Annotated in this window: 13 protein-coding genes and 1 tRNA gene; 9 read left to right on the plus strand and 5 right to left on the minus strand. The window is 69.6% G+C overall.

What is annotated here, in order from left to right:
* Positions 1 to 179 precede the first annotated feature (179 nt).
* On the plus strand, positions 180 to 1112 hold the full coding sequence (cysK, locus tag EDC82_RS01890) for a cysteine synthase A (RefSeq protein WP_006946929.1): 933 nt from the start codon (positions 180 to 182) through the stop codon (positions 1110 to 1112).
* Positions 1113 to 1228: 116 nt separating this feature from the next.
* Positions 1229 to 1828, plus strand: a complete 600-nt coding sequence (gene epsC / locus EDC82_RS01895; RefSeq protein ID WP_074039719.1) for a serine O-acetyltransferase EpsC — start codon at positions 1229 to 1231, stop codon at positions 1826 to 1828.
* Between the two features lie 167 nt (positions 1829 to 1995).
* On the opposite strand, the gene EDC82_RS01900 is transcribed toward epsC, so the two are convergent.
* The gene (locus EDC82_RS01900; protein ID WP_006947090.1) at positions 1996 to 2271 is read right to left on the minus strand and encodes an HU family DNA-binding protein; all 276 of its coding nucleotides are present in this window, start codon (positions 2269 to 2271) and stop codon (positions 1996 to 1998) included.
* A gap of 171 nt (positions 2272 to 2442) precedes the next feature.
* On the minus strand, positions 2443 to 2877 hold the full coding sequence (locus tag EDC82_RS01905) for a hypothetical protein (protein ID WP_006946922.1): 435 nt from the start codon (positions 2875 to 2877) through the stop codon (positions 2443 to 2445).
* Between the two features lie 195 nt (positions 2878 to 3072).
* On the opposite strand from EDC82_RS01905, the gene EDC82_RS01910 reads away from it, so the two are divergent.
* From EDC82_RS01910 to EDC82_RS01925, 4 genes are all read left to right on the plus strand, one after another.
* Positions 3073 to 3157, plus strand: a tRNA-Ser gene (locus EDC82_RS01910).
* A 308-nt stretch (positions 3158 to 3465) separates the two neighbouring features.
* Positions 3466 to 4656: a pirin family protein gene (locus EDC82_RS01915; protein WP_074039722.1), complete on the plus strand. Its 1191-nt coding sequence runs from the start codon at positions 3466 to 3468 to the stop codon at positions 4654 to 4656.
* A gap of 123 nt (positions 4657 to 4779) precedes the next feature.
* Positions 4780 to 6594 carry a GNAT family N-acetyltransferase gene (locus EDC82_RS01920; RefSeq protein ID WP_083603808.1) on the plus strand — a complete coding sequence of 605 codons (1815 nt, stop codon included), beginning with the start codon at positions 4780 to 4782 and terminating at the stop codon, positions 6592 to 6594.
* Between the two features lie 63 nt (positions 6595 to 6657).
* Positions 6658 to 6966 (plus strand): hypothetical protein, encoded by a 309-nt coding sequence (locus EDC82_RS01925; RefSeq protein ID WP_062256523.1) that lies wholly within the window; start codon positions 6658 to 6660, stop codon positions 6964 to 6966.
* Positions 6967 to 7165: 199 nt separating this feature from the next.
* Here EDC82_RS01925 and EDC82_RS01930 read toward each other — a convergent pair whose 3' ends face one another.
* The 3 genes from EDC82_RS01930 to EDC82_RS01940 all read right to left on the minus strand — a co-directional run bounded on the left by EDC82_RS01930 (position 7166) and on the right by EDC82_RS01940 (position 10119).
* Complete coding sequence (locus EDC82_RS01930) at positions 7166 to 7834, minus strand: DUF1989 domain-containing protein (RefSeq protein WP_006946721.1); 669 nt, start codon at positions 7832 to 7834, stop codon at positions 7166 to 7168.
* Entirely contained in the window at positions 7827 to 9260 is a 1434-nt protein-coding gene (gntA, locus tag EDC82_RS01935) for a guanitoxin biosynthesis heme-dependent pre-guanitoxin N-hydroxylase GntA (RefSeq protein WP_083603810.1), read from the minus strand. The genes EDC82_RS01930 and gntA overlap by 8 nt, the downstream gene beginning before the upstream one ends.
* A gap of 163 nt (positions 9261 to 9423) precedes the next feature.
* Positions 9424 to 10119 carry a response regulator transcription factor gene (locus tag EDC82_RS01940; protein ID WP_062256521.1) on the minus strand — a complete coding sequence of 232 codons (696 nt, stop codon included), beginning with the start codon at positions 10117 to 10119 and terminating at the stop codon, positions 9424 to 9426.
* A 149-nt stretch (positions 10120 to 10268) separates the two neighbouring features.
* Here EDC82_RS01940 and EDC82_RS01945 point away from each other — a divergent pair, with 149 nt between their 5' ends.
* From EDC82_RS01945 to EDC82_RS01955, 3 genes are all read left to right on the plus strand, one after another.
* Positions 10269 to 10751, plus strand: a complete 483-nt coding sequence (locus tag EDC82_RS01945) for a hypothetical protein (protein WP_006946737.1) — start codon at positions 10269 to 10271, stop codon at positions 10749 to 10751.
* Positions 10752 to 10999: 248 nt separating this feature from the next.
* Entirely contained in the window at positions 11000 to 12430 is a 1431-nt protein-coding gene (locus tag EDC82_RS01950; protein WP_115297107.1) for a gamma-aminobutyraldehyde dehydrogenase, read from the plus strand.
* Between the two features lie 18 nt (positions 12431 to 12448).
* Entirely contained in the window at positions 12449 to 13423 is a 975-nt protein-coding gene (locus EDC82_RS01955) for a nitrilase-related carbon-nitrogen hydrolase (protein WP_115296625.1), read from the plus strand.
* The last annotated feature ends 38 nt before the right edge of the window (positions 13424 to 13461 follow it).

Below are 13461 nucleotides of genomic sequence, written 5' to 3' on the forward strand. Positions count from 1 at the left end.
GGCGGGGCGATGTCGTGTCCATTTCGAATTAGTCAACGAGCACGTGTGCTATTGCCTGGCCCGTGGGCATAAACGTAGATAACGCAGAGTTGGTAAAGTCATAAGCAGTCATCGCACCGCGTCTGCTCGCCTCCTTGGGGCGAGATTGGACGCGCCGCCACCGTCGAAAGGCCCCCCTCATGCCCATCCTCGCCAACGTCACTGAGGCCATCGGCAACACGCCGCTCGTGCGCATCAACCGCATCATCGACGCCCCCGACGTCACCGTCGCGGCGAAGCTCGAGTTCAGCAACCCCGCCGCCTCCGTCAAGGACCGCATCGGCAAGGCGATCGTCGAGGCCGCGGAGGCCTCCGGCGAGCTGAAGCCGGCCGGGACGATCGTCGAGGCGACCTCGGGCAACACCGGCATCGCGCTCGCCATGGTCGGCGCCGCCAAGGGCTACGACGTCGTGCTGACGATGCCCGAGTCGATGTCGAAGGAGCGTCGCGCGCTGCTCAAGGGCTTCGGCGCCGAACTCGTCCTCACCCCCGCCGCCGAGGGCATGAAGGGCGCCGTGACGAAGGCCGAGGAGATCGCCGCCGAGCGTGACGGCGCCGTCCTCGCCCGCCAGTTCGCGAACACGGCCAACCCCGAGGTGCACCGCAAGACCACCGCCGAGGAGATCTGGCGCGACACCGACGGCGCCGTCGACATCGTCATCGCCGGCATCGGCACCGGCGGCACGATCACCGGCATCGGCGAGGTGCTCAAGGAGCGCAAGCCCGACGTGAAGATGATCGCCGTCGAGCCCGCTGAGTCGCCGATCCTCAACGGCGGTCAGGCCGGGCCGCACAAGATCCAGGGCATCGGCGCCAACTTCGTGCCCGACATCCTCAATACCGACATCTACGACGAGGTCATCGACATCGACGCCGAGACCTCCGTCGAATGGGCGCGCAAGGCCGCGACGCAGGAGGGGCTGCTCGTCGGCCTGTCGTCCGGCGCCGCACTCGCCGCAGCCTCGCAGGTGGCAGCGCGCCCCGAGAACAAGGGCAAGACGATCGTCGTCATCATCCCCAGCTTCGGTGAGCGCTACCTGTCGACGATCCTGTTCGAGGGCATCGTCGACTGACATCCGTCTCATCGGCCGGGCGCGTGGTGCTGCACCGCGCGCCCCGGCGTTCGGGCACCCCGGGCGGGTGCGCCGATGATGAGCAGAGCTGTTGGGCGAGAGTCGAGTTCGAGGAGATGACGGTGGCGAAGAACCCGTTGACGCGTGCAAGGGCTGCGCTGGAGACGATGAACGAGGACGTCGACGCGGCCCTCGCACGCGACCCCGCCGGGGGTTCGCGGTTGGAGATGGCGCTCGCCTCGCCCGGTCTGCACGCTGTGTGGAGCCACCGGGTCATGCATGCGATGTGGCAGCGCGGCGGCCGCTGGAAGCTGCCGGCGCGTCTCGGATCGCAGGTGACGCGGGCCGTCACCGGCGTCGAGATCCATCCCGGTGCGACGATCGGTCGGCGTTTCTTCATCGATCACGGCATGGGCGTCGTCATCGGGGAGACGAGCGAGATCGGCGACGACTGCATGCTCTACAACGGCGTCAACCTGGGTGGGCGGACGCTCGCGAAGGTCAAGCGTCACCCGACGCTCGGGGACGGCGTGACGGTGGGCGCGGGCGCTCGTATCCTCGGCCCGATCGTCGTGGGCGATGGCGCTCAGGTCGGCGCGAACGCCGTCGTCGTCAAGGACGTGCCCGCGACGGGCGTCGCCGTCGGTGTGCCCGCGAAGGTGCGGGTGCCCGCCGTCGAGCACGACCCGTTCAGCGACCCTGCCGTCTACATCTGATCGTGTGCACTGCCCCCGCGCTGACCTCGATGTTGCCCGGGTTTCTGGGGATCGATTGCCCGAAAGCCGGGCAACATTGTCGGGTGACTGGCGCGCGGCCAGGCATGACGAAGGGGGCCGCTTCACCCCGATGTGGTGAAACGGCCCCCTTCGTCAGATCAGGCAGTTCAGCCCTTGGCGGCGGCCTTGAGCTTGGAACCGGCCGTCACCTTCGCGGCGTAGCCGGCCGGGATCTCGATCTCAGCGCCCGTCTGCGGGTTGCGGCCCGTGCGGGCGGCGCGCTCGACACGCTCGATCGTGAGCAGGCCGGGGAGCTGGATCTTGTCACCGCGGCCGACGGCCTCGATGATGACGTCGTTGAGGCCGGCGAGGACGGCGGTGGCGTCCTTGACGCTGACGCCGGTGCGCTGGGCGATGGTGCTGGCGAGGTCACTGCGGTTCATGAATCAATCCTGTTCTATCCGACTGGTCGTGGCCGAGACAGCCACCCGAAGGGCTGTGTTAGGCCGCGCTGTCTGCGAATCTACGCGAAATCCCGCGAGATGTCGCGCCTGACGCGGGGTTCGTCGCACGTCGTGCGCCTCGAGCGTCAGGGCGAGTCGAGTGGGTGGGGGTCAGGGGAGCTTCTCGCCGCCGGGGCCGAAGCCGCTCGTGTCGGCGTGAAGGTCGCCCTTGGAGTCGCGGTGGATCGTCTCGGGCAGGTCGCTGTCGTCCTTCGCAGCGTGCTTGCCGCCGGACGTCTTCGACGAGACGGCGTCCTTCGCGTCGGCGGCCTTGGAGGTCGTCGCGTCCTTGGCGTCCGACGCCTTGCTCGCGACGCCATGCGCTGCGTCCTTGCTGACGTCAGCGGCCTTCTGGCCGACAGCCGCGGCGACGACGGGCGCCTTGGCCTTGACGGTCTCCGTCGCGGCGGTGACCTTGTCCTGCACGGCAGGGTTGCTCCAGGCCTTGTCGGCCTGCTTCTTGATCTGCTCGTAGCGCTTCTCCCCAGCGCGCGTACCGAGGACGTAGCCGACGACGCCGCCGGCGAGGAAGGAGATCTTGCCCATGATGTGGCTCCATTTCATGTGAACGGACAACTTGCCGTCGAGCCTACCCAATCTGCGTTGGCGCGCCAGTGCCTTACGATGGTTTCTCGTTGCCCGGTTGCCGTGCGACGCCTGGGTTCGGCCCTGCTGGGAGCGTCGATGACGATGCGCTCGAAGGGTCGTTGCGCGTGGTGTTCGCGGTTGGTGCAGCGACGAGGAGGGCTCGCATAGTGGCCGAGTGCACCGGTCTTGAAAACCGGAGTTGGGAAACCAACCGTGGGTTCAAATCCCACGCCCTCCGCAGATGAGTAGGACCCCCGCCGGATCAGCGACGAAGTCGCCCGGCGGGGGTCCTACTCATCTGCGGCATGACAGGCTGGGGATTTGGCAGGAGCGACGCGCGAGTGAGTGATAGCGAGCCTGCGCGGCGCGACGGTTCCCACGACCTCCCTCCTAACGGTGCAGAGCGACCCAACTGCGATTTTCGTCCACATCTGCGATTTTCGTGCACAACGATCGGCCGACTGTTGCTCCTGCACACCGTGGGTGCTTGGGTGACATGAGGGCCCCATTCGTCGGGGCTGACGGTCGACACCAGGGAGCGCTGAAATGCTCGACGACACCCAGGACACAGGGGCCCGCACCGACACCACGCATCACGCCGGCGCCTACCCGTCCGGCATCCAGGGCGACGGTGTTCACGACAACACCCACCCGCCATACCCGCGCGACGGCGCTCTTGGAACCACTACCCGCGACGTCGGTGCCCGCACGTCAGGCGCCGACGCCGACGTCAGGGCCGCCGGTGGACTCGACCCTGCAGGTGCGATCGTCGCCCAGGCGAACGAGGCGCCCACCGCAGAACGCCCCGTCGAGGGTGTTGTTCAGGTTCTCTCACCCCGCCAGGTTCCGCTCGGCGGGCTGCGTGCCCTCGAGGTGCGACGCACCCTGCCGCACCGCGACCGCTCGTTCGTCGGGGCGTGGTGCTTCGTCGACCACTACGGCCCGGAACGCGGCGTCGGCATGGATGTGCCGCCGCACCCCCACACCGGGCTGCAGACGGTCTCGTGGTTGTTCGAGGGCGCCATCGAACACCATGATTCTGGTGGCGCGCACGCCGTCGTCCGCCCCGGCGAGGTCAACCTCATGACGAGCGGCCACGGCATCGTCCACTCCGAGGTCTCGACGCCCGGCACCGAGACGCTGCACGGCGTCCAGCTCTGGGTGGCACTGCCCGACGTGACCCGCGACGGCGACCGCGCGTTCGAACATCACGCGCCCGAGTGCGTGCCGCTACCGAGCGGTCAGGGTTCGGCGCTCGTCTTCATCGGCGAACTGCGCGGCGTCGCCGGTTCGCCGATCGTCACGCACACGCCGCTGCTCGGCGCCGAATTGCGCCTCGACGCGGGCGCGCGTGTCACCCTCGATGTCGACGAGGGGTTCGAGCACGGCATCCTCGTCGACACCGGCACGGTCACCCTCGACGGCGCGCGCCTCGAACGCGGCGACCTCGGCTGCGTCGACGAAGGCCGCGCGACGCTGACGCTCGACGTCGGTAATGAGCCCGCGCGCGTCATCCTGCTCGGCGGCACGCCGTTCGAGGAGGAGATCGTGATGTGGTGGAACTTCATCGGCCGCAGCCACGACGAGATCGTCCTCGCGCGCGACGAATACGAGGCGGGTGCAGAGCGTTTCGGCTCGGTCGAGGGATATGTCGGCGACGTCGAGCGCATCCCCGCGCCGACCATGCCCCCGGTTCGCCTGCGCCCGCGTAACCGTCGCGGGCGCGGCGGAGGGTGACGATGGCTCGCGAACGCGACACACGTCGCATCGCGACGAACCCGCCGACCATCCGCCCAGCCCCGCAACGAGGACCGCCCGTCGCACGACTCGCTCAGCCCGACCCCATCGAAGGAGAACGTCGTGCCCGACCTGACGTTGACGAAGAACACCGACGCCAACCGCTACGAGGCGTGGGACGGTGACGCCCTCGCCGGATTCGCCGAATATCAACTCACCGATCAGCGCATCGTGTTCACGCACACCGAGGTCGATCCGAGCTACGAGGGCAAGGGCGTCGGCTCACAGGTCGCGAGGTTCGCGCTCGACGACGTGCGCGCCGACGGCACTCACGACGTGCTGCCACTGTGCCCGTTCATCAAGGGCTGGATCGGGCGTCACCGCGAATACGTCGACCTCGTCCACGGCGCACCCGAGACCAAGGCGAAGGACGGACGCATGCCCGCCGAGCCCAAGGGTCCTGGCGGTGTGCCCCGCGTCGACAGTCCGGACGCGGCCACCGATCCTCACCGCCCGTCCGAGTCTGACGGCCCTGACGGCGTGCGCCGCGTCGACGTCATCGTCGTCGGTGGCGGGCCGACGGGCGAGAACGTCGCTCAGTACGCCCATGACGGTGGGCTGAGCGTCCTGCTGATAGAGGGCGAACTGCTCGGCGGTGAGTGCTCCTATTACGCGTGCATGCCGAGCAAGGCGCTGCTGCGCCCGCTCGACGTCAGGGCGACCAGCGAGCACCTGCCCGGCCTGCGGCCCGCCGAACTCGACGTCGCAGCGCTCCTCGCACGCCGCGACGCGTGGGTCTCGGACTACGACGACACCTCCCAGCTCGACTGGGCGACGGGCGCAGGCCTCGACGTCATGCGCGGCCACGCACGTCTCGTCAGCGAGAGGACGGTGAGCGTGAGCTCGGACGGCGGCGCGAGCACCGTCGTCGAAGCGGGCGTCGCCCTCGTGCTGGCGACGGGTTCGGTGCCCGTCGTCCCGCCGATGTTCGCCGACCTGCACGCCTGGGGGTCGCGTGACGCGACGGGCGTCGTCGAGGTGCCTGACCGGCTCGTCATCGTCGGCGGCGGGGTCGTCGCCTGCGAGGCCGCGACGTGGATGAGCGCCCTCGGCAGCAGCGTCACGATGCTCGTGCGCGGTGATGCGCTGCTCACGGACCAGGAACCATTCGCCGGCGCGGCCGTCCTCGACGCGCTGCGTACGGCCGGCGTCGACGTCCGCCTCGCCACCCGAATCACCGACGCCAGCCGCGCCGGCGCCGCCGACACCGGCCTCGGTCGCGTGCACGGCGGGCCGGTGACGCTCACCGTCGAACGTGATGAATCGGGCAGCGAGCGGATCGTCGCCGACGAACTCCTGCTCGCCACCGGCCGTCGCCCGCGCCTCGACGACGTCGGTCTCGACGCGGTCGGCGTCAACGCGGACGACGTGCGCGCCGGGCGCCTGCCGACCTGGCTGCACGCCATCGGTGACGCCGGCGGCGGCGCGCCGCTGACACACATGGGCAAGTACGAGGCGCGCGTGCTCGGCGCCCGACTCGCCGGCGCGCACGAGACGCCGCCGCCGCGTGACGTTCCCGTCCCTCAGGTCGTGTTCACGGACCCGCAGGTCGCGGCGGTCGGCTCCAGCGAGGCTCAGGCGCGCGAAGCGGGGCATGACGTCGTCACCGTCGCGGTGCCGTTCGCGAGCGCCGCGGGTACGGCTCTGCTGCGTGACGACGGTGTGGGGAGCGCCAAGATCGTCGTCGACCGTGCCACCGGGTGCCTGCTCGGCGCGACGTTCGTCGGCCACGAGGCGGCCGAACTCGTCCACGCGGCGACGGTCGCCATCGTCGGCCAGGTGCCGGTCGGCGTCCTTCGGCACGCGGTGCCGAGCTACCCGACGTCGTCGGAGCTCTGGCTGCGCCTGCTCGAGGAGCTGCCGACGAACCTGCGCTGACGCGTGACGACGGGGCGCTCGGGGGCATGACGGAGGCCCCGTCGAGCACGCACAAGGGGACGGTTGCGTCGTACATCACAGGGCAAGAGCTACGCGTTGACGGGCGGCACCGGCGTCGCGGGCTCCGGTACAGCCGGCACGCCGAACGGCGGCTGCAGTGGTCCTGCCAGTTCAACAGCCCAGGTCTGCAACACGTACATCGGCATCTCACTCACGAACTCCTCCGGCACGAGCAGCGCCAACCCGGCCTCCGTGTCACTCAGTTACCTCGTGACTGTCGACGGCTACGGCACGACAACCGTGACGCTCAACGTCGCGTCCTTCATCAAGGACGGCACCAAATGGGCGGGGTCGGGCGTCACGTTCTGCTGACCATCGGAGCGCCGTGTCGGCTCACAACGCCTCCCCACCCAAGGATGGTGTGTCATGAACGCGCGCTATTTCGCGCTTTCGTGACACAACATGGGCCGTCTCGATGCTCATTCTGCTCGGAGCGCCTGAGCCCCGACGGGGCCTGAACGGCCGCCTGTTTCGCCACTTTCGCTGACAGGACCGGTGCGACGTCAGCGCCTCAGCGCACCCGGTAGTCGATGGGTTTGCAGACGCCGGCGTTCGATTTCTCGGCCGAGCAGGCCGTCAGCCCGACGAACAGGTCGGCTTCGGCGCGGATGGCGAAGACGTCGCCCGCCTGCGTCGGCGGCGGGTCGATGTGCAGTTCACCGTCGGGGCTCGTCCACACGTCCATGAAGATGTTGAGCGTCGTGCCGATGTGGTCGGGCGCGACGCCGACGGGTTCGAGCGCGCCGCACAGGTTCGCGAAGCAACTCGGGTGCGGGGCGCCGTCGAACTCGGGGTAGAGGATGTCGAACGTCTGCTGGCTGCACGGCGTCACCGTCATGTCGTGGATGCCCACCGAGTCCGCGACGATCGTCGCCATGACGCTGCTGCGGTTGCTCCACAACCGGTGCCCCGTCGATGGGTACAACGTGTTGTTGTAGTCGACGGTGCGCCCCGCCGAGAAGCACTCGGCGATGTCGTCCTGCATGACGGCGTAGAAGTCGCTCACCTGCTCACCACACGGGTCGACGACCTCGAGCACCTGACCGGCCGCCAGCGGCACGAGCACCCCCGTCTGCGGGGCGATGCGCGACCAACCGTCGGCGGGAGCTTCGGGGCCGCCCGCGTACGGCGGCCGCGGCGTCGGCGGGTGGGGGGAGCGCGGGCGTCGCGGGTCAGTCATCAGGATTCTCCTTCGAAGGGTGCGCGGTGAACGGGGCACGCCAGTCGTCCTCCACGTGCCGCCCAGAGTACTGACGCGCCTCCGACGAGCGTCCATGATCGGTGACGACCGGATTGATCGAACCCTGCAACGCAGCATCGCGGCGGCGGATCGCGTCGCGCATCCGGTCGAAGCCGCCGTCAGCTCGCAGCTGCTCGAACTGATCGTGCAGGTTGAACACGACCGTCGTCAGCGGAGCACGGCGCGCGATGCGCGAGGCCTGCGGATGCAGCCCGACGAGGAAGAACGGCACGCCGCCGAGGCTGAAACTGAAGTGCGGTGACGTCGTGTCGGGCGACACGCGCTCGGCCCACGGCGCGTCGTCACGATCGTGCAATCGCTGCAGCATGCCCCACAGGAGGTTCTCGAACTCCCGCTCGTCGCCCACCCGCGGGCGACGGAAGACGGCGATGAACGAGCCGAACTCGCGCGGGCCACGCTCGATCGCGGCGAAGTCGGCCAGCTCAGCGCTGAGCGTCGAGAGACACGCGTCATCGGTCATGTCGTCGAAGACGCGGACGAGCGCGCCGTCGCGTTTCAGCGCCGAACGCGCTCCGAGGCACGGAAACCGAGGGTGCTCGATCATCGCGCCGATGACGTCGCGGATGGCTGCCTCGTCCGCGCCCTCGAGGCCCGCGTCGGCTTGTTCGGCGAGCCAGTCGGCGAGGTCAGGGGCCTGCGACTCGTCGTCATCGGTTGGGTGCGTCGACGAGCCGGATGATGAGGTGGGGGCCGCGGCTGGCGGCCAGTGATCGTCGGACACATGACCACCGTAGCCGCGCGCCAGACCCCACAACACGGCTTGAGGGCGCGTCTGCACGTCCATCGCGCGGTAGGCGCCTCTGATGTGCGACTTGATGCTGTTGACGCTCAGGTGCAGGCGCTCGGCGATCTGCGCGTTCGGCATGCCCGAGCAGATGAGATCGACGATCTGCGCCTGACGTGCGGTCAGCCCGTCGGAGGGGACGGTCGGCCGCGCGTCCGTGGGGGAGGGTCGAAGCACCGCGGGGCGGACGATTCGGCCCGCGACCACGTCATCGACCCCGGCGCGCAGATCGGCGGCGCTCGCCGACCGTCCGACGACTCCCGACGCGCCGCGCGCGAGGAGCCGGCTGATGGCGGCCTCGTCGGTGTGCAGCGACGACACGAGCAGCTTCGTCGTCGGGTTCGCGGCGTGCAGCGCGCGTAGTTGATCCCAGGCGTTGCGGTTGGGTTCGTTCCACTCGAGCACGGCCACGTCGGCATCGAGCGCGAGATCCTCGGCGCGCAGGCCCGGGCCACGCACGAGCACGAGGCGTGTCGCGACGCCGAACGCGTCGAGAGCCGCCATCGCGCCGCATCCGAACAGCTCGCTACGTGCGACAACGGCGACGGTGAGGCGGGGCACAGCTCTCCTTCGAGCGATCCGACGATCAAGGGTCGTGAGGTGTCGGTGGTGATGAGAAGTGTTGTCGCTCACCGTGTTTCGCGCCACACCCGCAAGGAGGTGAAGCGTCGGCTGCCTGATGGACCGCCGTTGCGCGGCGCCATGCTGGAAAGTGGTGAGCGCGTCAGGGCCGGCCGTCGACGTGCAGTCCGCGGGCGACGCCCCACAGCACCGCCTCGCTGCGGGAGGCGACGCCCATGGTGCGGTAGGCGGAGCGGATGTAGCTCTTGAGCGTGTTGAGGGAGACGTTGAGTTCGTGCGCGATCGCGCCGTTGGGCAGGCCGCGGCAGATGAGCGTGACGGCCTGCGCCTCTCGCTCGGTGAGCCCCTCGGCGCGCCCGGGCCACCAGTCGTCACCCAGCTCGACGGGGAACGCGGGGTCGACGACGCGCTCGCCGCGGGCGACGCGTTCGAGTGCGGTGACGAGCTCGTCGGCCGTCGCGTGCTTCGTCAGTACGCCCGCGACGCCGAAGTCGGTGAGCGCACCGACGTGCGCCTGCGGAGGGTCGTTGGTGTAGACGACGAGGCGCGCGACGGCGGCTGTGTCGCGCAGGCGCGCCAGCGTCGCCCACCCCGGCTCGGGGGCGGCGAAGCAGTCGAAGAGCGCGACGTCGGTGGGTTCGGTGGGCACGCCGCGGCTGCACGTCGCCTCGACGCGTGCGGCGAAGGGCGCGAGCAGTGCCTGGAAACCGGCCATGACGAGGGCGTCGTCGTCGACGAGGGTGACGCGCAGTGCGCGGGGTGCGGGCGCGCCCCTCGACTCCTCACCCGTCGCCAGACGGAGGTGTGCGGCTCCATCGGTGCTCGGATGGGACGACATGGGGATACCTTGCCAACATGTTGCGACACAAGGAAATCAACCATGACGAACTTCCGACATCCACCGTGTTGCGTCGGGCTGGTCGCGCGCACGGTGACCTCCTAGGCTGACGGTGACACCCGTTCTCGCAGACCTGCAGGAGGTCGATCATGGAATCGCGCGACAAGTTCGTCACCAGCTACGTCGCTCATCACTGGGCCGCATCGAAGGGTGGGCTCGACCTGTTCGAGCGCGCGTCGCGCTCGCAGAGTTCGGCGCGCACGCGGAAGGTGCTCGCGACGCTGACGCGGGAGATCGCCGAGGACCGCGCACGCCTGCGCGTCATGGCCGACGCGCTCGGGGTGGGTGAGGCGCGGCTCGCGCAGCTCGCGCTGAGCGTCGGCGAGACCGTCAGCCGCGTGAAACTCAACGGCCGTTTCGTGCGCCGCTCGCCGCTGAGCGACGTGCTCGAACTCGAGGCGCTGCTGGCGGCCGTTCGTGGCAAGCGGGCCGGCTGGGAGGGCATGCGCGTGCTCGCGATCAACGATGCGCGCATCGACGTCGCCGAACTCGACGACCTCATCGTGCGCGCCGACAGCCAGATCGAACGCCTCGTCGCCGCTCATGCCGAAGCGGCCGCGACGCTGCGCTGAGCTCAGCTGCGCTCGGCTGGCGAGCCGCCTGACGAGTCGCCCAGACGGACCGCTCCGGCGGTCCGCGGCCGGCTCGCCTTGACGCGCCTCGAGGTCGGCCGCCCACGTCGGTCGAGGGTGTCCGCCATGTGAGGCGCCCCTCCCGAGATGCTTTCGTGGGCGCCGCCTGCGTGCTAATAATGAACGAAAGTCATTTAAGTGTGGCGCTCACCACAGTGCTTACCGCCGCGACATCCGAGGAGAAGCTCATGAGCACCCTGCTGCGCAACGTCATCGACGGCGGGGCCGTCGACGCCCACGGCGAGGGCCGACTGGACGTCGTCGACCCCAGCACCGGCCAGGTCGTCGCGACGTCACCGATCAGTGACGCCCAGGACGTCAACGCCGCGTTCGACGCCGCCCAGAAGGCCGCGAAGACCTTCAATCGCACGACGCCGGGGGAGCGTCAGACCATGCTGCTCAAGTTCGCGGACGCTCTCAAGGCGAACCTCGACGAGCTCGTCGAGGCGCAGCACCGCAACACCGGTCAGCCGCGGAAGCAGATCGCCGATGAGGAGGTGACGACGGGAGCCGACCACATCCGCTTCTTCGCCGGCGCGGCGCGCACGCTCGAGGGCAAGGCCGCCGGTGAGTACTTCGGCGGGCACACCTCGTACGTGCGCCGCGAGCCCGTCGGCGTCGTCGCGCAGGTCACGCCCTGGAACTACCCGATCCTCATGGCGTTGTGGAAGCTCGGCCCGGCGCTCGCGGCGGGCAACACCGTCGTCCTCAAGCCGTCGGATACGACGCCCGAGTCGACGCTCGTGCTCGCCCGTATGTGCACCGAGGTGTTCGGGGCCGGGGTCGTCAACGTCGTCCTCGGCGACGCCTCGACCGGGCAGCTGCTGACCGAGCACCGCACGCCCGGCATGGTCTCCATTACCGGTTCGGTGCGGGCCGGCCGCGCTGTCGCGCGCAGTGCCGCCGATGGCCTGAAGCGCGCGCACCTCGAGCTCGGCGGCAAGGCCCCGGCGCTCGTCTTCGCCGACGCCGACCTGCCCGCGACGGCGAAGGCGCTCGTCGAGTTCGGCACGTTCAACGCCGGCCAGGACTGCACGGCCGTCACCCGCATCCTCGTCGAGCAGGGCGCGCACGACGACCTCGTCAGCCTGCTCGTCGAAGCTGCGCAGGCCACCGTCACCGGCGCCGACGACGAGACGCAGAACGCCTACGGCCCGCTCAACAATGCGCGTCACTTCGCCGACGTCACGACCAAGCTTGACGCGCTGCCCGAGCACGCGCGCGTCCTCACCGGCGGCCGTCCGATGGAGCGCGACGGGTTCTACTTCCCGCCGACCATCGTCGACGGTGTGCGTCAGGACGACGACATCGTGCAGCAGGAGACCTTCGGCCCCGTCCTCACCGTGCAGACCTTCACCGACGAGGCCGAGGCGATCGAGCTCGCCAACGACGTCGAGTACGCGCTCGCCTCGAGCGTGTGGACGAGCGATCACGGCACGGCGATGCGCGTCAGCCGCGACCTCGACTTCGGCTGCGTCTGGGTGAACACGCACGTGCTGCTCACCCCGGAGATGCCCCACGGCGGGTTCAAGTCGAGCGGGTACGGCAAGGACCTGTCGCTGTACTCGGTCGAGGAGTACACCCGCGTCAAGCACGTCATGCACGCCCTGGACGCCTGAGAGGCCGCGAGGATCACCATGCGCATCATCACATCGCTCGGGGCGCCGCGACCCCTGTCACGCACAGCCGAGGACGCCGCCGCCCCCGCCCGTGAGCCCGTCAGGGTCGCCCTCGTGCAACACCACTGGCGCGGCGACGCCGACTCTACGGCCGCCGAGCTCGCCGACGGCATCGCCGCGGCCGCCGCGCAGGGCGCTCGATTCGTGGCGCTGCCCGAGCTGTCGCTCATGCGCTACCCGGCGGACACACTGCCGGAGGGTGACGCCGCCGCGGCCGCCGAAGATCTCGCGGACGGCCCGACGGCTCGTTTCGCCGCGGAGCAGGCGCGTCGTCACGGCATCTTCGTCCATGCCTCGATGTTCCGCCGCGACGCCGTCGGTGATTCGCTCGGCACGAACACGGCCGTGCTCATGGCGCCCGACGGCACACGCGTCGGCGCGACCGACAAGCTGCACATCCCCGTCACCGAGGGCTACTACGAGGACCACTACTTCCGGGCGGCACAGCCCGACGAACCCTACCCGGTGCACGAACCGTCAGAGCTCGGAATGCGTGTCGGGTTGCCGACGTGCTGGGACGAGTGGTTTCCCGAACTCGCGCGCCTGTACTCGCTGGCGGGCGCCGACCTGCTCGTCTATCCGACGGCGATCGGTTCCGAACCGGGCTTCCCCGACTTCGACACCGAGCCGCTGTGGCGGCAGGTCATCGTCGGCAACGCCATCGCGAACGGCCTGTTCATGATGGTGCCGAACCGTTGGGGTGACGAGGGGACGCTGACGTTCTACGGCAGTTCGTTCATCTGCGACCCCTACGGGCGGGTCCTCGTGCGCGCACCGCGCGACGAGTCGGCCGTGCTCGTCGCGGACGTCGATCTCGATCAGCGACGTGACTGGCTGCAGCTGTTCCCGTTCCTGCGCACGCGGCGTCCCGAGACGTACGGCGCCCTCGTCGAACCCGTCAACGCCGACGACGCGTTGGGGCAGGCGCGGTGACTCGGCGCGACGCCTCGAACGAGGCCGTCTGCTGGCGC

Source organism: Dermacoccus sp. SAI-028 (assembly GCF_004346775.1).
GTDB lineage: Bacteria > Actinomycetota > Actinomycetes > Actinomycetales > Dermatophilaceae > Dermacoccus > Dermacoccus nishinomiyaensis.

Bases quoted from the DNA above. Each gene is read 5' to 3' on its own strand.
- cysK (WP_006946929.1), top strand. From the start codon at position 180: ATGCCCATCCTCGCCAACGTCACTGAGGCCATCGGCAACACGCCGCTC.
- epsC (WP_074039719.1), top strand. From the start codon at position 1,229: ATGACGGTGGCGAAGAACCCGTTGACGCGTGCAAGGGCTGCGCTGGAG.
- EDC82_RS01900 (WP_006947090.1), bottom strand. From the start codon at position 2,271: ATGAACCGCAGTGACCTCGCCAGCACCATCGCCCAGCGCACCGGCGTC.
- EDC82_RS01905 (WP_006946922.1), bottom strand. From the start codon at position 2,877: ATGGGCAAGATCTCCTTCCTCGCCGGCGGCGTCGTCGGCTACGTCCTC.
- EDC82_RS01915 (WP_074039722.1), top strand. From the start codon at position 3,466: ATGCTCGACGACACCCAGGACACAGGGGCCCGCACCGACACCACGCAT.
- EDC82_RS01930 (WP_006946721.1), bottom strand. From the start codon at position 7,834: ATGACTGACCCGCGACGCCCGCGCTCCCCCCACCCGCCGACGCCGCGG.
- EDC82_RS01940 (WP_062256521.1), bottom strand. From the start codon at position 10,119: ATGTCGTCCCATCCGAGCACCGATGGAGCCGCACACCTCCGTCTGGCG.
- EDC82_RS01945 (WP_006946737.1), top strand. From the start codon at position 10,269: ATGGAATCGCGCGACAAGTTCGTCACCAGCTACGTCGCTCATCACTGG.
- EDC82_RS01950 (WP_115297107.1), top strand. From the start codon at position 11,000: ATGAGCACCCTGCTGCGCAACGTCATCGACGGCGGGGCCGTCGACGCC.
- EDC82_RS01955 (WP_115296625.1), top strand. From the start codon at position 12,449: ATGCGCATCATCACATCGCTCGGGGCGCCGCGACCCCTGTCACGCACA.